The following is a 17,774-nucleotide window of genomic DNA, read 5'->3' as shown; positions in this document are numbered from 1 at the left end:
TTGGTGAGCCGGGCGGCTCGAAGAGACCCCGGGGCAGACACGCCCCTTCTTGCCCAGTCGAGCTGCCACGGCTTCCTAGGGGCAGGTGTGCCTACTGGGAACGCTTCGCCTCGCCGGCGGCCGACGAAGTGCTCAAGAGCAGGTGCTCGCCTTCGAGTACCTCGGGGTCGGCGGGAGCTACGGTGGCACGGCCGGCCCGGCTGCCGGTCTCGGGGAGGGTGAAGTAGGCGATGAGGCAGAGGGCGACAATGGCGATCATGTAGACCGCGACGTACATGGGATGTCCGGCGCCGACGAAGGCTGCGGCGATCAGCGGCGCGGTACCACCGAAGACGGCGATGACGATTTGGTGTGCGAAGCCGATGCCGGATACCCGTACCGCAGCTGGGAACAGTTCTGCCTGGATGGTCGGGTAGACGGCCTGCCAGATACCGAGAACCACCCACCCGGACGCCGATACCAGAACGTATACCCAGAAGCCCGGCTGGTTCAGCAGCAGCAGCATGGGGTAGAAGAGGACGATCATGCCGATGGCACCGATGATTGGGAAGATTTTGCGTCGGCCGAGTCGATCAGAGAGCGCGCCACAGATCGGCACGATGATGACGAGCAAGGCGAGCCCGATAACGTTTCCGGCCAGGGTGGAGGCCAGGTCCCGGCCGGTGGTCAGCTTGGCGTAGGTGGGAAGGAAGGTGGCCCAGGTGTAGTAGGCCACGGCCGGGGCAGAGAGCGCTGCTGCCTGCAGCAGCGCCTTCGGGTGTTCGCGAAGCAGGTCCATCAGGCGGGCCGCGGCGGACTTTTGATCGACGAGAGCAGTTGCCTCAAACTCAGGGGTCTCATCTGAGCGGGCTCGTATGACGAGACCGACGACGCCGAGGATGCCCCCCACGACGAACGGGATGCGCCAACCCCAGGCGGCGAGGTCCGCTGGAGCAAAGGATGATGTCACCATTGCCGCGGCGCCGGTCGCGACGAGGGTTGCGAGGCCGCTCGCCATGTTGGTGAACGAACCGAACAGGCCTCTCCGGTTCGCGGGAGCGTGTTCCACCATGAAGGCGATGGCGCTCTGTCCCTCACTACCGGCCGAGATGCCCTGGAGGATGCGTGCAACCAGAAAGAGAACGGGCGCTGCATAGCCGATGGTCGCAAATGAAGGGGTGAGACCGATGATCAGAGAGCCGAGCGCCATCCCGGAGATGGACAGCGTCAGGATGAGCCGTCGGCCGAAACGGTCGGCCAGTGGAGAGATGATGATTCCGCTAAGCGGGCGTACAACAAACCCGAGCGCGTAGGTGAGCAGTGCTGCGATAAGGGAGGCGAACGGGGACTCGCTTGGGAATATCTGTCCCGCGAACACCGCAGCCAGCAGCCCGTAGACGTACCAGTCGTACCACTCCACGAAGTGGCCGATCGTGCCCGCCACCATATTGACGGTGCGGCGAGGGTGCTCAGACACGTCGGCTAGCTCCGAAGGGTCTGGACTGCCGACGGCTTCTTTTGAGGTCTTCATTGAACTCTCCATATTTTCACGTTTGCTGCGGAGGGGTATTGGAATATTCCCGGACACCTGAAACGGTGTGCGGGTCTGGCCCGGCTGTAACCCGGCTCGACGGGACAATCGAAGGCCAAGGCCAAGTGTCGGCGCAACGCCTAGGCGCTGCCCTGACTTGCTGTGGGAAGAAGCTGATCCAGCCTCTTCCCCGTGAGATCGATTGCAACCATTTCATGAATGAGATCGGTTGCTGAGATCGGTTGCAAGCAACGATACGTAGGCTTGTCGGCTCTGTCAACGGCTATTTTCGATTCAGGGAACGGAGGTCCAATCCTTTCGCCGGCACGTAACGAGAGGACAAACGAGGACCGATCCGCACGAGCCGGACCTAAAGAGTCATCCCTGAATTGGCAGGGACTTCTCATTGTTGAGATCAAGGAAACGGACTCCGGACCAGGTGCAGTCCAAGCTGCCGTACGATGACCAGTACTCGTCCCAATGCGCGAGTTTCCACCGGTCCCTCTCCAGGCCCCGCTGAATGAGTCGCCCCCGGAGAATATCCTGGGGGACCTGCACCCGCACCACCGTGGTCTCCGAGGCAGGCCAGTGGAATTCTTCCGCGGCGCGCGTCAGGTAGTCCGGTACGGCGAAGTACGCACCGAAGGGTGCATCGAGTACGACCGATCGTCCCAGTCGCAGATTCGCTCCGGCTATATCCATGAGCGTCTCGTACTCCAGGGGCAGAACATTCTCCCGGTAAAACCCGTTGGATTCCCGATCGCCGGGGTGGTGTCCGGCTGCCTTCAAAGCAAACTCGACAAGGCGGCCACAGATCAGGTCCTTGTCCAGGTATGCGGCTCCATGCTCTTTTGCTGTTTGCTGGGCAATGGTCGTCTTTCCGGATCCGGCAGGGCCGATGACAATGAAGACTTTGGGGGCCGTCATTGGCGGGCCTCTGCCACCGCTGAGAGGAACTCCCTGGCGGCCTCGGTGACACGGGAGAAGTCGCCGTCCGGTTGCCATGCTTTTGTCACGGCACTGCCGACGCCAACGCACGCGACGCCGGCGGCGAACCATTCGGCGACATTCCCGGGGGTGACGCCGCCTGCCGGCATGACCGGCAGGTGCGCCAGGGGGGCGAGGATCGATTTTGCGTAGGGGATGCCGCCGGCTTCGGTGGGGAAGAGCTTGAGGATGTCAGCGCCGGCTTCGGCAGTCTCAACAAGCTCCGTGGGCGTGTATGCGCCGCTGATTGTCGGCACCTGGTACCGGTTGGCCATCCGGATCATTGCCGGGTTCAGCTGGGGACTGACCAGGAAGTCGGCGCCGGCGCGGATGCACTCGTAGGCTGAGTGCTCGTCCAGAACTGTTCCGGCTCCGACTGCTACTCCATTGGGCCGATGCTTGGCAGAGAGCCGTCGGATCACGTCCACTGCGCCCGGGATCGAGAGCGTGATTTCAAGGGCCTGAAAACCTCCGGCAATCGCGGCCTCCGCCACGCGTTCTGCCAGATCTTCATTTCCAAGGCGCACGATGAGCACGGCGCCGGACCGGTCGATCGTCTGAAGGGTGTGAAGTTTTTTGTACATTGCTGGCCTTTCTCGCGGCCCAGGCGGTCTCCATGTTCTGGAGCGCCCCGGGCCTTTGTTGAAGTGTCGTTGACAAACTTTCCCACTATCCATACGCTGAATGCAACCGATCTCAGCAATCGATCTCATACTAAGCAAAAGGGGCTGGCAGATGAGTGGACCACGCACGATCATCCTTGGTGCTTCGCACTGGCACGTCCCGCTCTGTACGCGGGCGATCGGCGAAGAGCACCAGGTCGTCGGCATCAGTGACGAGAACGTATCGCTCGTCCGGGGACTTGCGGAAGCGTGGAGCGCTCCCGTGGAGGCTGACTGGCGGAGCCTGGTGGATCTGCCGGATCTCGGGCTTGCCTATGTCTTCGGCCCGCACATCGGGATGGCGGAGAAGTGTTTTGCGCTGATCGAGCGCGGCATTCCGTTTGTTGTAGAGAAGCCTCTGGGCACCTCCCTTGCGGAACTTGTCCAGGTGCGGAAGGCCGCGGAAGCGGCCGGTGTGCCCGCGACAGTCCCGTTCGTTCAGCGGGGCGGCCCCATTGACCGTTGGCTGGCAAAGGCCGGTCGTCCGACGTACCAGAGAATCTCCTTTATCGCCGGGCCGCCCTCGCGCTACCTGGATAACGGCAATCCTTGGATGCTGGACCCTGCTGCTGCAGGTGGTGGTTGCTTGGCGAATCTGGCACCGCATTTTGTCGATCTGTTCCTGCAGAGCAGTAACGAGTCAGCGGAGAGCGTAGATTCCCGGCTCTCTTCCGTTCTGCACGGTGCGGGTGTTGAGGACCATGCCAGCCTCATCATAACCACCCCGAGCGGGCGTGAAGCCATCATCGAGGTGGGGTACGCGTTCCCGGGTTCGCCGTTGAAGCGCTACTGCAGCTACACGTCGGCAGGCGAGGCCGGATTCGCCTCAGTGGACTCAGACGGTTCTGCCACGTTCACCACGCTGGACGGGGCAACAGAGTCCGCCGTGATCGGCGTTGACAGTGACCCTCTCTATGATGCGTTCGTGCGCCGCGTCGCGAAAACGCTGGAAGATGGATTCCGGGGGCTGCCGACGCTGGCCCAGCTTGAAGATACGATGCGCCCGATTTGGCAGGCATATGACGACCACGGAGGAAGAGAAGATGGCAGACCTTAGTATTGACGTTGTCGCGAAGGCGGCCGGTGTCCACCGCTCTACGGTCTCCCGGGCATTCTCCCGTCCGGAAGCGGTGAAAAGCGAAACACGTGAACACATCCTCCGGGTTGCCGAGGGGCTCGGCTACACGATGAGCCCGCTCGCCCAGGCGTTGCGTCGAAAGACCAGCACCTTCGTCCCCCTGATCGTGCCTGACATCACCAACCCGTTCTTTGCCGAACTTGCCAAGACCATGACGCAGGCCGCTGATGAGCGCGGCTACCAGCTGTTGCTCTGCGTCACGAACGGAGACCCTGCCAAGACGGAGGGATACTTCACCGCCATGCAGGCCATGTACGCACCCTTCGGTATCGTCGCGCCCTCCACGAAAGTCGATACCGACGCGCTGAAACGCTTCGATTTTGGCCACAAGGTTGTGGTGATCGACCGGGTGGAAGGCGACTCCTCGGTTCCAACGGTCACCGTCGACAGCCGCCGCGGAATAGTCCTCGCCCTGGAGCACCTGCGTTCCCTGGGTCACACCTCGATCGGTTACGTTTCCGGTATCTCCGGGACCCACACTGCGCAGGACCGGATGGACGCGTATCTGGAGCTGTCAGTGGAAGGCAGCAGCACGCCCCTTGTACTCGACAGCGGGTCTGATCCGGACGCAGGTGCGCGCGCGGCAAAGCACTTTCTTGAGATGGAAAATCCCCCGACGGCGATTATCGCCGCCAACGACATGGTCGCCTTCGCGGTGATCTCGGCCCTTGGCCAAAGCGGTATCCGCGTGCCGGAGGACGTATCGGTCATGGGCTTTGACGGCTTGGCATTGGGCGCCCGGTTCAACCCGCCTCTGACCACAGTGCGGCAGCCGATTGCTGACATGGGAAACATCGCGATCGAGCTGGCAGAAAAGCAGAACCTGAACGGATCGGTAGACCACGTCGTTCTGGAACCTGAACTTCTGGTGCGCGCCTCCACGTCAGGGCCGCGCGAATGACCGGGGTCAGCGCAAGGACGCTGCGCCGGCTGCCCGGGCTGCGGCACACCGACCACGTCGGTCTGACAGTTCCGAACCTCGAGGACGCCATCAGGTTCTTCGTCGAGGTGCTCGGCGCCGAGGAGTTGTACCGCTCCGACCGCGGACCCGACCCCGAGTTTATGCCCACGAACTTCGATGTCCCTGCTGATGCCCGGCTCACCCTCGCCATGCTGCGACTGCCTCCGAACCTTAACATCGAGTTGTTCGAATGGAGCAGCGCTGAGCGGCGGGAAACCCCGCCGCGGCATTGCGACGCGGGCGGGCACCACCTGTGCTTCGTTGTGGACGACGTCGACGAAGCGGTCGCCGTGCTGCAGGAAACCCCGGGAGTGCGCGTGTTCGGTGAGCGCAAGGAAGTCGCCGGCGACAGTCCGCGCGTGGCGGGAAACCGCTGGACTTACTTCATTACCCCTTGGGGGCTGCTGATGGAAATCGTCGACCGGTCCCGCGTCGCAGACCCACCACGACTGGTCGGTCCCGCGGACTGGGCAGCAACTCAAGACACTTTCAGGAAGGACGTTTAAAATGCGACTGGCAGGCCACACACTAGGCACTCCGAACCATACGGTCCCCCAGGCAATCAGGCTTTTTCGAGCCGCAGGGCTCGATGCTGCAGAAGTCATCTACCAGGATGGCTACACTTCGGGTCTCCCTCAGGGGGACCGGCGCGCCGCCATGGAGGCATTGAGGGCGGCGGAAGATGAGGGCCTGCCCATCATTGGCCTTACGCCCTACACCACGGCCATTAACGCTCTGGAAGAGAGTGAATGGCGCGGCGGAGTAGACGACTTCCGTGGCGCGATTGAGACCGCGCATCTGCTCGGGGCCGACCGGGTGCGTGTATACGCGGGATCCTGGCACCCGGGGGACGCCGATCATGCCGGGCGATGGGCGAGACTGCGGGAGGCCCTGCAGACCCTGGCACCTGAGGCTGAACAGGCGGGCGTGCGGCTGTGCGTGGAGAACCACTTCGGAACCATGACGCAGACTGCGGCCGAAACCGCGGCGCTCGTCCGCGAGGTTGCGCACCCAGCCGTTCGTGTTCTCTACGACCAGGCCAACCTGACCTTCACCCACGACGAGACGTTCGAGGAGGCCTTTGCCGTTCAAGGCAAGCTGATCGGTCACGTGCACGTGAAGGACCTCGTGTTCACCGACCCGACCGCGGCCTTCCGCGCCACGGAAACGGCCCGCGTAGACGCGTCCGAGCGCGCCGTCCGATCACGGGTCGTCGGCACCGGCGTCCTTCCCTGGCCCCAGATCCTCGCGGCGCTGCTGCGCCACGGCTACGACGATCTGCTGAGCATCGAGTACGAGTATCGCTGGCACCCGCAAGACCTCCCCACCCCCGAGGACGGATTCCGGGAATCAGCGGCCGCACTGCGCGGAATGCTCACTGATCTCGCTGAAATGGAGAACGCCCGATGAGCGGGCAGCGCCTCCGCGTCGGCGTCATCGGCGCAGGGAATATCGCCACTATCGCCCAGTTGCCCACACTCGTCCAGCGCGATGATGTCGAGTTGGCAGCCCTGGTGTCCCGCCGCGAGGACCCGGGCAACCTGGTTCGGCGCTGGGGTTTCGGCGCCGCCTACCGGTCAGTGGAGGAGATGCTGGATGCTCGGGATCTGGACGCAGTCTTCGTCCTGACGCCCCGGTCCGAGCACGCCCACGCGGTCCAGCTGTGCCTGGACAATGACGTCGACGTGTTCTGCGAAAAACCCTTGGCCCCGGCCACCGAGGAGGCAGAACGTTTGGCGGACCTCGCCGACGAGCGCGGCCGCATCCTGATGGTCGACTTCAACCGCCGCTACGCCCCCGTCTACACCGCCGGCCGTGAGTTGTTCGGCGCGAAAGGCGCTACCTTCTGCGTCGCGCAAAAGAACCGCCCGGGATCGGAATACCGCGCAACGTTCGAGAACGCCATCCACATGGTCGATCTCCTCCGCTGGTACTGCGGCGGCGAACCCGTGGACGTGGCCGCGCACGCAGCCGGCGATGATCCCTGGGAAGAAGACGGCGTCGCAGCCATCATCCGCTTCAGTACCGGCAACACCGGAGTGCTCATGGCTGCCAGAACAGCTGGTGCCTGGAACGAAAAACTGGACGCCTATGGCGACGGTAACACCGTGGAGGTGCGCGCCCCCGAAACAGTGTCGACCACAGTCAGGGGAGTCACCACATCACGCGAGCTCAGCGCCGAGGCGTACGGTTGGGCGACAGCGACCGACACACTTGGGTTCTCGGCGGCCGTCCACCACTTCCTTGACCGGGTGGCCGACAGGGCACAGCCGCTTACCTCCGGTCGCGAAGCTGTCCACACCCAGCGGCTGCTCGACCGGATTCTCGCAGCCTCCGGGCTGCCCACAGAAGAACAAGATGGCCGGGAATGGGCAAGCCACGCCACGAGCGGCCAAGGCAGCTGAGCAGCAAAAGCCAGACGTGGAAAGCAGTCAGGACCGAACCCATGGGAAACGTCAGAAAACACACCTCAAGTAAGGATCAATGAAGATGGAGCGAGCAGACTACACACTGACCGCGGGGGAGCAGCGGGTCAGCCACGCCATGAACGGCAGGATCAAATGAGTCTCAAAGACCACGTGGTACTGGTGACCGGATCGAGCGGCGGCATCGGTGACGCAGTTATCGACGCACTCACAGCCGGTGGCGCCCTCATCATAGGCGCCGACCGCGCCCCCAAGGAGGGCCAGGAACTGGCGGACTTCTTCCCGCTCGATGTCACCTCCGAACAGCAATGCTCAGGCGTCGTCCACGACGTCACAGCGAAGTACGGCCGCATCGATGTCCTCATCCATGCAGCGGGAGTGCTAGGCACCACCCCCGACATAATGGAGACAACTACGGAAGAGTTCGAATCCATCATGCGGATCAACTCCACCGGGACGTTCTCGATGGTACGGGAGACGGCGCAGTCGATGCTTGGGTCCGGCACCGCAGGCGCCATCGTGATCCTGTCCTCCGTGGCAGCCAAAGAAGCACGCCGCAACTACCTGCCCTACAACGCAAGCAAACTTGCGGTGCTTCACATCATGTGGTCATTCGCTGAGTTGCTCGGGCCCAACGGCATCTCCGTCAACGCCATCGCACCAGGCCCTGTGAACACTCCCATGTGGGCGCAATTTGCCAAGGATTCCGGTCCTGACGCAGCCGCCAACCGGGCCAAGCGGGCCGCGCAACTGCCAATGCGCAGGTTCGCCGAGCCCGACGAAGTCGCCCGCGCCATCCTTTTCCTTGCCGACCCGGACAACCGCTACATCACCGGCGTGACACTCGACGTGGCGGGAGGTGCGCACCTCGGTATGGGGACCTGAGCGTGAGGTCGGTGGAGGGTCCGAGCCGGCAACCGTGATTTCAGGCAAAAGCGCGGGCACGAGGGGAGGGACCGTGGGCAGTCCAATGATTCCGGAGCAGCGGCAGAAGGAGCTGCTCCGCCTCCTCCGGACGGCTGGGGTCCTGAGCATCCGCGACATCACGGAACTCCTGAGGGTCTCGCATATGACCGTGCGCCGCGACATCTCCAACCTCGAGGCGAGCGGCCACGTCGTAGCGGTCCAAGGTGGAGTCCGCCTGGCGAAGGATTCTGGCACCCAGCCGCCGGCCGGGCGCTCGTCACGCTCTCAGCTCAGCCTGCCGCGCAAGCGGGCCGTGGGCGGACTCGCAGCGGCCCTCGTCGAAGACGGCATGGTCGTCTTCCTCGAAGCGGGAATCATGTGCGAATTGCTCGTCCCGTTCCTAGCCGCCAGCAAAGGCATCACCGTCGTGACGAACTCCTACTACGTCGCGGCTGCTCTCTTCGACTACCCACAGATCGAGACGATCCACACGGGCGGCACGATCGACGTTGATAGCCGCTCGAGCAGCGGCCCCTTCGCTGCCGCGACCCTTGCCTCGGTGAACCTCGACCTGTGCTTCCTCAGCACTCAAGCTTGGGACGTCGAGCACGGGATCACCACGATGTCGGCAGAGACGGTTCTCCTCGAGCGGGCGGCGCTGGACGCGGCGTCCTCGGGCGTCCTGCTCGCCGACAGCGCGAACTTCGGTTCCCTTGAGCGCTTCAACATCGTGCCTCTGGCAAAGCTTCACGCTGTAGTCACAGACTCCGACCTCGCCGAGCCGACGCGGCACGCGATCCAGGACCTTGGCGTAGGAATCCATATCGCCGAGATCTGACTCCCCAGAGCCGCTATGCCCTTAGCGAGCGGTGTCTGCGGCTCTGGAGGGCGTGGAAAAGGACCATCTTCGATGGCAGAACGAGCCAGATTCGGGGAGGCAGAACCTGCGGAATCACGCCGTTCGCAAATTGGTCCCGTGGATCAATTTGCCTGTCAATCGACACCTCTGCCGCGGTCTGGTTAGGCGAGCTCGAAGGCATTGATCTCACCCTCCAATTTCTTAGAGAAAAACGGGCCGTCGTGCAAAAATCTGTCAAGGGGACCTGGCACTGCAGTGCGGTTCGGTCGTTAGGACAAGGCCGTGACGGCTAGTTTCCGCACCATGGCCGTGCCGTCTTCGACGCACACGTCGGTGCCGAGGTTCCCGGATGGGGGGAACACCAGATCGGTCAGAACGACCCTGCCGTCTTGGGCGAAGACCTCCACCGAGCACTGGTCGACGATAATGCGGAGCCTTAGCGCGCCGTCGTCGAGCTTCACGGGTGCTGACTCGGCCGACGCGAACTTGTCGTGGAAGGCGGTGTTTCCGGAGTTGCGGCGGTCCAGGGTGAGCCGGCTCGTCACGGCATCGAAGCTGAGGACCGTTGCTGCGTTCCCGTCCGGTGCGCCGAGAAGCCTGAAAGCAACGGTCCGTGCCGTGCCGGGCAGGATCTCGGCCTCGATCAGCTGGGCTGATCCGGGCGCCGCGTCGGGCAGTTGCAGCAGGGAGTCGTGAAGTTCCATGTCCTGGATGGTGCGGGCCGGCTCCCCGGAGTCCAATGTCAGCATGGGGCGCTGCACCAGGCGCGGCAAACCGTCCACTGTCGCGAGTTCGACCTCGCGGGCAATCGACATACTGGAGCGCCACGGAGACGTGGGCAAGGAGTTGGCGTAGTCCCAGTTGTTCATCCAGCCGATCATGATGCGGCGGCTCTCCGGGGCGTTGCTGAAGGAGACGGCGGCGTAGTAGTCACGTCCCCAGTCGAGCCACAGACAGTGTCTGAGATCTACGTTCCTGTCGGCATCCGCTGGAACGAGTGAATCAGGGTCGGCGGTGAACTGCACCCCGTCGAAGTCGCCGACGAAGTATTGCCCTCCGGAGCCGCCGGCCACGGCACCCGGGCCCGACCGAGCCGCGAAGCGGACCGAGCATGACCAACAAGGAAGTCGCCGGTGCCTGGCTTTACGGTCAGCTGTTGCACGAGGATGAGCTGCGCCGTTCCTACGGTGCTGGCATCAGCGCCGAAGAGATGCTGCTGAATGCAACAAAGACAGTCTGCAGCGAGATGCTGGCCACGGTAGAAGCCCTGCACCTGATCGAGCGGCTTGTAGCTGATGGACCACTGGCTCTCTCCGAAGATCTCTTCACCGAACCCGTCAGCGTGACTGCAACCGAATGGTCACCCCAAATCGCCAGGGCTTATACCTTGGGCCACGTACGTCTGGGGCCCGGCAAACAAGGGATATTCTGCCCACGAAGTACCCACCTCCTAACTAAACAATGTCAGGAGCGCCACGAGAACTCCGTGGCACCAAAGTTGTTATAGGAGGTGGGTACCAAAATCCCCGGAATGACGCGGGTTCCGGCCTATCAGTGGACATCTTTGTGGCAGCAAAGACCCATCTCATTAGTAACGTTGGTGCCCTCTTTTCGCGCCGTCGCGGGCGTGAGGGAATGAGTCCGGAGCCGTCCTTGCTGCATGTGATCTCCAGAGGCTGCATCAGCGACGTCCGCCGCTAACCAGGCTGTGACTTAGGGCCCTGTTCCGGGCTCTGACGGGCGTGTCATACTCCCGCCCATGGCGTACTTCGTCGAATACATGACCGACCAGGCTGCTGGTCGTTCCCTTATCCAGTGCGCCAGTTTTGGCGACGCTCTAACCAGGGCGAAGGATGTTCTGCGGGGTTTGCAGTGCACCTCAGCTGTCTTGCGGTATGCCCACGGATCAAGTCCCGCCTTTGGCGAGGGCTCTGTCCTCGCGGCGTACACGCCGGGCGAAGGCTGGAGGATCCAGGAGGCTGGGCCAAAGTAGCTTCGTTCCTTCGGCGAAGTACGACGTGGCGTTTCACACCCCAGTTGATCCCGGGAGGTCGGTTTGCGGCCCGCCGGGTGCGGCACACCTTCGCGGGACAGGAGTATGCTCCGCGACTCCCGCACATAGTCTGTGAATCACTAACGGTTCACCCGCGGTGACCGTTGGCCGATCCTTCGACGGGCGCGACGAGGCCTCACGAAAGCCCCGACAGAACGCCACCAAGCGAGCTGTTGCCGGAGTTGGAAGGAAAAATCTCAAAGTGAGGCGTATCTTGGCAACCCTAGCCGCCCGCGTATCCTGAGATTTACCGCCATCGTCGCTTAACATCCACATGCGCTGCAGTGTTCTATAGGGACTGTCCCGGTATCCAAGGAGTGGGACGGGTGGGAGACTGCGCCTATGCCGACGAGTAGCAGAATGGCTCCGCGCTAGCTTAGCAACCACTGCCAGTTATGTGAGGGGTAGGAAGAGGACGGTGTATATCCCCAGTGCTGCGAGGATGACGACGCTGGTGGCTACTGCTGCTGTCGATGCGATGTCCGGGGCCATTCTTTCCTGCTGGATGCCGTGGATGGCGCGGCGGAAGCGGCGCTTGCGGGTGAGGCTGATGGCCAGGGCGGCGACGACAGCGGCGGCTACCAGAATGCCGACGAACCAGCCGTGGTGGGGCAGCCAGCGGAGGAAGATGGCGGCGGCGACAACCATGGACAACGTGGTGCGGCCCCAGGAGAGGTCCGTGCGTTCTGGCTGGAGGCCGGCATCGTCGTGCGCCGGGGGATTGTTCTGTGCCGGCACGGGTCAGGTGTTTCGGACGAGGACGAAGACGATCATGACGGCCGCGACGAGGGCGCCACCGGCGGCGAGGATGGGTGCGATCCAGGGCAGCGGCAGCGGGGTCTTGTGCCGCATGGCACGTTCGACCTTTAGCCAGCGGAAGAACGATCCGCCGCCGATGACGAGGGCGAGCACGAGCAGGAGCACCGCGACGGTTCTGCGCAGTTCCGGGCCGAAGAGATCGGCCATGAAGGCCTCGACGGCGACGCCGCCGGCGAGCAGAGCCAGCGAGGTGCGGATCCAGGCCAGGAAAGTGCGCTCGTTGGCGAGGGTGAACCGCGGGTCCGGCTCGGTTCCGCCGCCAAGGATCCGGGTGGAGAAACTGCTTCGTCCGTCACCGCTCCGGAGGTCAGCATTTGCCATGTGGGGTTCTCTTGTTGTCGGCTGTGTTTGCTTCATCTACAGCGCCACCGTGCGGAATCCGCAGTTACCACTGGAGGATTCGGGGGTATTAGAAGTGCGGGCTGCTACCCGATACCTGTTGCAGTACGAATCGTGACAAAGGTAGGACCCGCCACGCATGACCCGCCCAGCGCCGATCGTTGGGCCCGTGGGGTTATCGGTGGCTGAAGTGCGGTAGTACTTGGGCAGGAACCAATCGGAGCACCATTCCCAAACGTTTCCGGCCACCTCGTACAGACCGTAGCCGTTGGGCGGAAATGACTTGACCGACGCCGTCCCTAAATAGCCATCCTCAATCGTGTTCGTTTTCGGAAACGTGCCCTGCCAGATATTGCAGCGGTGTTCGCCCTCGGGGGTGAGTTCATCGCCCCAGGCGTAGCGTTTGGCGGCGAGTCCGCCGCGGGCGGCGTACTCCCATTCGGCTTCGGTGGGCAGGCGGCGCCCCGCCCAGGCACAGTAGGCCAGGGCGTCATGGTGGGAGATGTGCACCACAGGGTGCTCCGGCGTCGTGCTCCAGTGTGAATCCGGTCCGGCCGGGTGGGCCCAGTCGGCGCCGCGGACGTTCAACCACCACGGTGCCCCGGCCGCGGCCCCGAGGATCTCGTTCTTGGGTGCCTGCACAAGCAGGTGGAACACAGCCGAGGTTCCGTACTGCTCGGCCTCGGTGCGGTAGCCGCTGTCCTCGACAAACGCGGCGAACATGCGGTTGGTGACGGCCGCCGCGTCGATCCGGAACGCCTCCAGGCGCACGTCGTGCACCGGCGTCTCGCCGTCGGCCGGGTATCCCTCGCCGAAAGCATCGCCCATTGCGAACACGCCACCGGGAATCAGCACGTCCTCGTGCAGGGCCGGCGAAGCTCCCGCGGAGGCGCCGCCGTTGACGGCGGCGACCGGAAGGAAGCGTCCGACGTCGGCCCGTTCTGTTCGATTGGCCCGTCCCGTTGCGTTGTCCTGCCGCGGCGCGGCACAACAGCTCCCGGCCGTGGCGCCATATGTTCCGTTGTCCTCGATCATGTTTGTCCTTCGGACGGCTCTCCGATGAGTGTCTGGAGCCGGCGTTCCGTTGCCTCGAGCCAGGCGATGAGGTTGGACACCATGTAGTGTCCGCGTTCGTTCTGCATCAGGAACCACTCCTTGGACCATTGTCGCTCCTCTGCGGTGGCATCGGAGCTGACGAGTACTTCGTCGAAGGTCCTGTCAATGCCGGCCTCGCGTTCCCTGCGGTAGGCCAGTTCGATCCGCACCAATTCGAGCGCCTTTTCGGGGCCGGAGCTCCCGGCGAAGCGGAGCCGCACTTGGAAGTCCGGGTCAAGCGGCCGGGGTGACGGTATGTAGGGGGAGTCGATCCATTCCTGCAGCGTGGAGCGTCCGGCATCGGTGATCCTGTAAAGCTTTGCATCGGGACCGGAGCTGCGCGGATCCAGGAACTGCGTGGCCCACCCCCATTCCACGAGCTTGCCCAGCTGCCGGTAGATCTGCGAGGTCTTGGCGGTGTATCCCACGAAAGGACCGTGGCCCTCAAGCCACTTCCATGCGTCGTAGCCCGTGCGGTCCCCGGTGGAGAGCAAGCCCAGCAGAATGACTTCCAACCGACCCAACGACACTTTCGCCTCCTCAGGGCGCTGGGTAGAAGCGCCTTTGAGGAGGATATCCGGTATGGCGGTCATTCCGTGCTCATCAAGGCTTCGTACCGCTTGCGCATGGCGGCCCGGTCGCCGGCCGATACGGGAACTTGCGCGTGCCAGGACACGTGGGTGGCGCCATTCTTGGGGTGCAGCCGTTCCATGAGGTCCTCGGCGAGGTGGGCGCGCCCGGTGTTCCTCAGGTGCTCCATGTAGTCGTCCGGCTGGTTGTACAGGGTGGGCCCTGCCTGAAGTGCGCCTTGCATGGGGTCCGGGAGGGCCCCCGGAGTTCCTGCATAGAAACCCAGCCACTCGAACAGGTGGGACCGCATTTGCATGGCGAGGTCCGGTTCGATGTCGATGAGGTTGCGGGTCAGGTAGGGGTCCTCGGTGACATTGAACAGCGATTCCCACTCGGCACGGAAGCAGCCGGGGTGGTAGGTGCGGATGTACAAGTGGTCGCGGGTGCGCACGGCCCGCTGGTAGGTATGGGCTCCGTGGCCCCACACAAGGTAGGGGCGGGATTCGAGTGTTTCGCCCCGGACGGCCGCGGCGTAGGAGTGGCCTTGCCACTTTTCGGGCTGATCCAAACCCAGCAGATCGAGGATGGTCGGGGCGTAGTCGATGTTGTAGAGGAGCGCGTCGTTCCGGCTTGCGGCCACTCCGGGCTGGTCGGTGATGCCCGGCCAGTGAATGATCATGGGGAGTCGGTGGACCGGCTCGGAGGCGAGGCCGTGTTCGGCATACAGCCCGAGTTCCCCAAAGGATTCGCCGTGGTCGGAGGAGACGATGATGGCCACGTCATCGGCCAGGCCCATCGCCTCGATCTGGCGGCGCAGGCGACCGAATTCGGAATCCCAAAAGTGGATGGCTCCGTCGTAGCCGTTGATGAGGTGCTCGAAGTCGGCCCGTGTGCGGATGGCATCCGGCATGTTGTGCGGGACCCGGGACTTCCGCGGAGCGCCTGAGTAATGAAGATCAAGGGCGCTACGCGCACCGTACACTTCGGCGTGGGCATCAATGGTCTCCTGGTCCGGCCACGCAGGGGCAGGACCGGAAGCGGCCGCCTTCACGGTCCAGGATTCATCCTGCAGGTAGTCCGTGTGCGGGTCCCAGTACGTCACGTGCAGGTACCAGTTCTCGACGTCGCGGTGCCGCTGGATCCAATCGACGGCGGCGTCGGTGATCATGTCCGCCGGTTCATCGCCCATGTCCGGAGTGACCTGCACGTTTTCACGGAAGTTCCCCATGAAGTAGTAGGCCCGGTGGCGTTCGGCAAACGATGAGACTGCCGCGCACGTGTATCCGGCTGCATTGAGTGCCTGCCCCAGCAAAGGGCGGCCCGGGTGGGGAGCATGCCCCGCGTCCAGGCGGAACCGGGAATCGTCCCCGAAGTGGCCGATCACACCGTTTGAGATGCCGTGCTGCCCGCTCGTCAGTGCTGTGCGGGAGGGCAGGCACGGTGAATCGGAGCAGTAATACCGGTCGAACATGACGCTGTTCCGGGCCATTTCATCAAGGTTCGGCGTGATCTTGCGGTCGTAGCCGTAAGGCCCGGTGTGGTCGGGACGGAGGGAGTCTACGTCCACGTAAATGATCTTCATCGATCTAGTCCTGTCTTGTGCTGGCGGTCTTGTGCCGTGGTCCGGATCTGGCGGGTCAACTCCGGCAGCCTGGGCCCATGCTCGGTTGGTTCCATAACCGTTATAGCACTAATGGAACAGCTGGCAACAGTGACAACAGCTAAAAATCAAAAGAAAGCTATGTGCATAGTTTTATAGAAAGGCCTTGTGTGTTGGATCACAATCTGCCATTCTGTAGCTAACTGTTCATCGCGGAGCAGAAGGCACCGAGCGTCGAAGCTCCGGGTGCCTCCCCAGCTGAAAGGACGTAAAGATGCGTTTCACCAAGGCAGGTTTGGTAGTGACACTTACTGCCGGCCTCGCGCTAACCGGCTGTGCCAGCGGGAGCGGCAGCAGCGCTTCCCAGGCTTCCAAGAGCATTACCCTGGGCAACGTCCTTGCCCCGGCCACGTTTGAGGCCAGGAACATGAACTGGGGTAACCAGTCCGTGTACGCCCAAGCGGTCTATGACGGGCTGCTGAAGCCGGCGCCCAACGGCAAGGATGTCCAAGCGTCCCTGGCCACCAAGTGGGAATACAACACGGACAAGACGGTGTTGACCATGACTCTCCGGGACGGCGTCGTCTTCTCGGACGGGACGCCATTCACCGCAGAAGTCGCCGCGCAGAACCTCCTGCGTTTCCGCGACGGCACCTCCCCGCAGAAGTCAAAGGTCGCAGACCTGGCTGATGCCAGGGCCAAAGACAAGACCACCCTGGAGATCACGCTCAAGCGGGCGAACCCGGCGTTCCTCATCAATCTCGCCCAGGCGGCAGGCCTGCAGGAAAGCCCGGCCGCCTTCGGAAAGGCGGATGCGCAGACAAATCCGGTCGGCTCCGGCCCCTACACCCTGAACACCAGCCAGACGGTGGTCGGCACGTCCTACAAGTTTGAGAAGAACCCCAAGTACTGGGACGCGAACTCGGTAAAGTACGACACCCTCACCATCAACGTCTACACCGACGCCACGTCCGAGCTCAATGCCCTGCGGGGCAAGCAACTGGACGCCGCCGCGGTCGCGGACAACAGCATCCTCCCGCAGGTTGAAGCAGCCGGCTTCAAATCCAACGAGCAGAACCTGAACTTCGCCGGACTCATCCTCTTCGACCGTGCAGGCAAGTCCAACCCGGCGCTGGCCAATGTCAAGGTCAGGCAGGCCATCAACTATGCAGTTGATGCGGCCGCCATGCTGAAGGTTGTCGGCCTCGGACGCGGCGAGGCCACAGGCCAGGTCTTCCGCCCCGAATCTCCAGCCTATGAGGCCACGCTGAACTCGACGTACAAGTTTGACCCGGACAAGGCCCGCAAACTCCTGGCCGACGCCGGCTACGCCAGCGGCCTTGAGGTGACGCTGCCGACATCTCCGGGCTTCCCGAAGTCCCTCTGGCCCCTGCTGCAGCAGCAACTGGGCGACGTCGGCATCAAGGTCAAGTTCATCGACACGGGCACCAACACCATCGCGGACCTCCAGGCGCAGAAGTACGGCCTCTCCTATTTCACCCTGCAACGGGACGTGAACGACTGGCAGCTGATCAGCACCATGATCGCGCCCAACGCCACCTGGAACACCTTCAAGTACCAGGACCCCAACGTCGACGCACTCCTTGCAACCATCCGCACGGGGAGCGACGCCGACAATGCCGCGGCCCTGAAGAAGCTGAACGAATACGTCGTTGACCAGGCATGGTTCGCTCCGTGGTATTCGCCGGCAAACTATTTCGTCACTAACGCGGGCACGAGGGTCGAACTCAACCAGGGCAATGTCTGGCCCAACCTTTGGAACATCACGCCCAAGGCCTGAGGCACGGGCGGGGACCCGTCGACGCGGGTCCCCGCCCAGCCGTCACCA

17 protein-coding genes and 1 pseudogene are annotated in these 17,774 nt (G+C 63.2%); 9 read left to right on the top strand and 9 right to left on the bottom strand.

The annotated features are described in order from the left end of the window. Positions 1-91: 91 nt before the first annotated feature. From AC3ANQ_RS13820 to AC3ANQ_RS13810, 3 genes are all read right to left on the bottom strand, one after another. Complete coding sequence (locus AC3ANQ_RS13820) at positions 92-1,510, bottom strand: MFS transporter (protein ID WP_488301580.1); 1,419 nt, start codon at positions 1,508-1,510, stop codon at positions 92-94. A gap of 378 nt (positions 1,511-1,888) precedes the next feature. After that, complete coding sequence (locus AC3ANQ_RS13815) at positions 1,889-2,437, bottom strand: P-loop nucleotide/nucleoside kinase family protein (protein ID WP_488301579.1); 549 nt, start codon at positions 2,435-2,437, stop codon at positions 1,889-1,891. Next, positions 2,434-3,081, bottom strand: a complete 648-nt coding sequence (locus AC3ANQ_RS13810; RefSeq protein WP_488301578.1) for a bifunctional 4-hydroxy-2-oxoglutarate aldolase/2-dehydro-3-deoxy-phosphogluconate aldolase — start codon at positions 3,079-3,081, stop codon at positions 2,434-2,436. Before AC3ANQ_RS13810 ends, AC3ANQ_RS13815 begins: the two co-directional genes overlap by 4 nt. A 151-nt stretch (positions 3,082-3,232) precedes the next feature. Here AC3ANQ_RS13810 and AC3ANQ_RS13805 point away from each other — a divergent pair, with 151 nt between their 5' ends. The 7 genes from AC3ANQ_RS13805 (at position 3,233) to AC3ANQ_RS13775 (ending at position 9,428) form a co-directional block, all read left to right on the top strand. Then, complete coding sequence (locus tag AC3ANQ_RS13805; protein WP_488301577.1) at positions 3,233-4,216, top strand: Gfo/Idh/MocA family protein; 984 nt, start codon at positions 3,233-3,235, stop codon at positions 4,214-4,216. Further along, positions 4,203-5,198, top strand: a complete 996-nt coding sequence (locus AC3ANQ_RS13800) for a LacI family DNA-binding transcriptional regulator (RefSeq protein ID WP_488301576.1) — start codon at positions 4,203-4,205, stop codon at positions 5,196-5,198. The genes AC3ANQ_RS13805 and AC3ANQ_RS13800 overlap by 14 nt, the downstream gene beginning before the upstream one ends. Beyond that, the gene (locus AC3ANQ_RS13795) at positions 5,195-5,764 is read left to right on the top strand and encodes a VOC family protein (protein ID WP_488301575.1); all 570 of its coding nucleotides are present in this window, start codon (positions 5,195-5,197) and stop codon (positions 5,762-5,764) included. The genes AC3ANQ_RS13800 and AC3ANQ_RS13795 overlap by 4 nt, the downstream gene beginning before the upstream one ends. A gap of 1 nt (position 5,765) precedes the next feature. After that, entirely contained in the window at positions 5,766-6,668 is a 903-nt protein-coding gene (locus tag AC3ANQ_RS13790; RefSeq protein ID WP_488301574.1) for a sugar phosphate isomerase/epimerase family protein, read from the top strand. Continuing rightward, positions 6,665-7,663 carry a Gfo/Idh/MocA family protein gene (locus AC3ANQ_RS13785; protein WP_488301573.1) on the top strand — a complete coding sequence of 333 codons (999 nt, stop codon included), beginning with the start codon at positions 6,665-6,667 and terminating at the stop codon, positions 7,661-7,663. The genes AC3ANQ_RS13790 and AC3ANQ_RS13785 overlap by 4 nt, the downstream gene beginning before the upstream one ends. A 156-nt stretch (positions 7,664-7,819) precedes the next feature. Next, positions 7,820-8,569, top strand: coding sequence for an SDR family NAD(P)-dependent oxidoreductase (locus AC3ANQ_RS13780; RefSeq protein WP_488301572.1), 750 nt, complete (start codon positions 7,820-7,822; stop codon positions 8,567-8,569). A gap of 73 nt (positions 8,570-8,642) precedes the next feature. After that, positions 8,643-9,428: a DeoR/GlpR family DNA-binding transcription regulator gene (locus tag AC3ANQ_RS13775; RefSeq protein ID WP_488301571.1), complete on the top strand. Its 786-nt coding sequence runs from the start codon at positions 8,643-8,645 to the stop codon at positions 9,426-9,428. Between the two features lie 290 nt (positions 9,429-9,718). Here AC3ANQ_RS13775 and AC3ANQ_RS13770 read toward each other — a convergent pair. Continuing rightward, positions 9,719-10,531: pseudogene (locus tag AC3ANQ_RS13770) on the bottom strand (glycoside hydrolase family 32 protein); the annotation flags it as partial. A gap of 29 nt (positions 10,532-10,560) precedes the next feature. On the opposite strand from AC3ANQ_RS13770, the gene AC3ANQ_RS13765 reads away from it, so the two are divergent. Beyond that, complete coding sequence (locus tag AC3ANQ_RS13765; protein ID WP_488301570.1) at positions 10,561-10,956, top strand: hypothetical protein; 396 nt, start codon at positions 10,561-10,563, stop codon at positions 10,954-10,956. A gap of 939 nt (positions 10,957-11,895) precedes the next feature. Here AC3ANQ_RS13765 and AC3ANQ_RS13760 read toward each other — a convergent pair. From AC3ANQ_RS13760 to AC3ANQ_RS13740, 5 genes are read right to left on the bottom strand one after another with little or no spacing between them, the layout of a single operon-like run. Continuing rightward, positions 11,896-12,240: a DUF202 domain-containing protein gene (locus AC3ANQ_RS13760; RefSeq protein ID WP_488301569.1), complete on the bottom strand. Its 345-nt coding sequence runs from the start codon at positions 12,238-12,240 to the stop codon at positions 11,896-11,898. 3 nt (positions 12,241-12,243) lie between these two features. Next, positions 12,244-12,642, bottom strand: a complete 399-nt coding sequence (locus AC3ANQ_RS13755) for a YidH family protein (RefSeq protein ID WP_488301568.1) — start codon at positions 12,640-12,642, stop codon at positions 12,244-12,246. 36 nt (positions 12,643-12,678) lie between these two features. Continuing rightward, positions 12,679-13,695: a formylglycine-generating enzyme family protein gene (locus AC3ANQ_RS13750; RefSeq protein ID WP_488301567.1), complete on the bottom strand. Its 1,017-nt coding sequence runs from the start codon at positions 13,693-13,695 to the stop codon at positions 12,679-12,681. After that, positions 13,692-14,348 (bottom strand): PadR family transcriptional regulator, encoded by a 657-nt coding sequence (locus AC3ANQ_RS13745; protein ID WP_488301566.1) that lies wholly within the window; start codon positions 14,346-14,348, stop codon positions 13,692-13,694. Before AC3ANQ_RS13745 ends, AC3ANQ_RS13750 begins: the two co-directional genes overlap by 4 nt. Then, positions 14,345-15,907, bottom strand: coding sequence for a sulfatase family protein (locus tag AC3ANQ_RS13740; RefSeq protein WP_488301565.1), 1,563 nt, complete (start codon positions 15,905-15,907; stop codon positions 14,345-14,347). Before AC3ANQ_RS13740 ends, AC3ANQ_RS13745 begins: the two co-directional genes overlap by 4 nt. Positions 15,908-16,199: 292 nt before the next feature. On the opposite strand from AC3ANQ_RS13740, the gene AC3ANQ_RS13735 reads away from it, so the two are divergent. Continuing rightward, complete coding sequence (locus AC3ANQ_RS13735; RefSeq protein WP_488301564.1) at positions 16,200-17,726, top strand: ABC transporter substrate-binding protein; 1,527 nt, start codon at positions 16,200-16,202, stop codon at positions 17,724-17,726. The last annotated feature ends 48 nt before the right edge of the window (positions 17,727-17,774 follow it).

It is taken from the genome of Arthrobacter sp. DMZ02-1R, from assembly GCF_057747935.1.
The sequence above is the reverse complement of the archived record's forward strand: the minus strand, read 5'-3'. Positions and strand labels throughout refer to the sequence as shown.

Coding starts and splice junctions, on each gene's coding strand:
- AC3ANQ_RS13780 (WP_488301572.1), top strand. CDS start 7,820: ATGAGTCTCAAAGACCACGTGGTACTGGTGACCGGATCGAGCGGCGGC.
- AC3ANQ_RS13750 (WP_488301567.1), bottom strand. CDS start 13,695: ATGATCGAGGACAACGGAACATATGGCGCCACGGCCGGGAGCTGTTGT.
- AC3ANQ_RS13820 (WP_488301580.1), bottom strand. CDS start 1,510: ATGAAGACCTCAAAAGAAGCCGTCGGCAGTCCAGACCCTTCGGAGCTA.
- AC3ANQ_RS13805 (WP_488301577.1), top strand. CDS start 3,233: ATGAGTGGACCACGCACGATCATCCTTGGTGCTTCGCACTGGCACGTC.
- AC3ANQ_RS13800 (WP_488301576.1), top strand. CDS start 4,203: ATGGCAGACCTTAGTATTGACGTTGTCGCGAAGGCGGCCGGTGTCCAC.
- AC3ANQ_RS13790 (WP_488301574.1), top strand. CDS start 5,766: ATGCGACTGGCAGGCCACACACTAGGCACTCCGAACCATACGGTCCCC.
- AC3ANQ_RS13795 (WP_488301575.1), top strand. CDS start 5,195: ATGACCGGGGTCAGCGCAAGGACGCTGCGCCGGCTGCCCGGGCTGCGG.
- AC3ANQ_RS13745 (WP_488301566.1), bottom strand. CDS start 14,348: ATGACCGCCATACCGGATATCCTCCTCAAAGGCGCTTCTACCCAGCGC.
- AC3ANQ_RS13785 (WP_488301573.1), top strand. CDS start 6,665: ATGAGCGGGCAGCGCCTCCGCGTCGGCGTCATCGGCGCAGGGAATATC.
- AC3ANQ_RS13765 (WP_488301570.1), top strand. CDS start 10,561: ATGACCAACAAGGAAGTCGCCGGTGCCTGGCTTTACGGTCAGCTGTTG.
- AC3ANQ_RS13740 (WP_488301565.1), bottom strand. CDS start 15,907: ATGAAGATCATTTACGTGGACGTAGACTCCCTCCGTCCCGACCACACC.
- AC3ANQ_RS13815 (WP_488301579.1), bottom strand. CDS start 2,437: ATGACGGCCCCCAAAGTCTTCATTGTCATCGGCCCTGCCGGATCCGGA.
- AC3ANQ_RS13735 (WP_488301564.1), top strand. CDS start 16,200: ATGCGTTTCACCAAGGCAGGTTTGGTAGTGACACTTACTGCCGGCCTC.
- AC3ANQ_RS13810 (WP_488301578.1), bottom strand. CDS start 3,081: ATGTACAAAAAACTTCACACCCTTCAGACGATCGACCGGTCCGGCGCC.
- AC3ANQ_RS13755 (WP_488301568.1), bottom strand. CDS start 12,642: ATGGCAAATGCTGACCTCCGGAGCGGTGACGGACGAAGCAGTTTCTCC.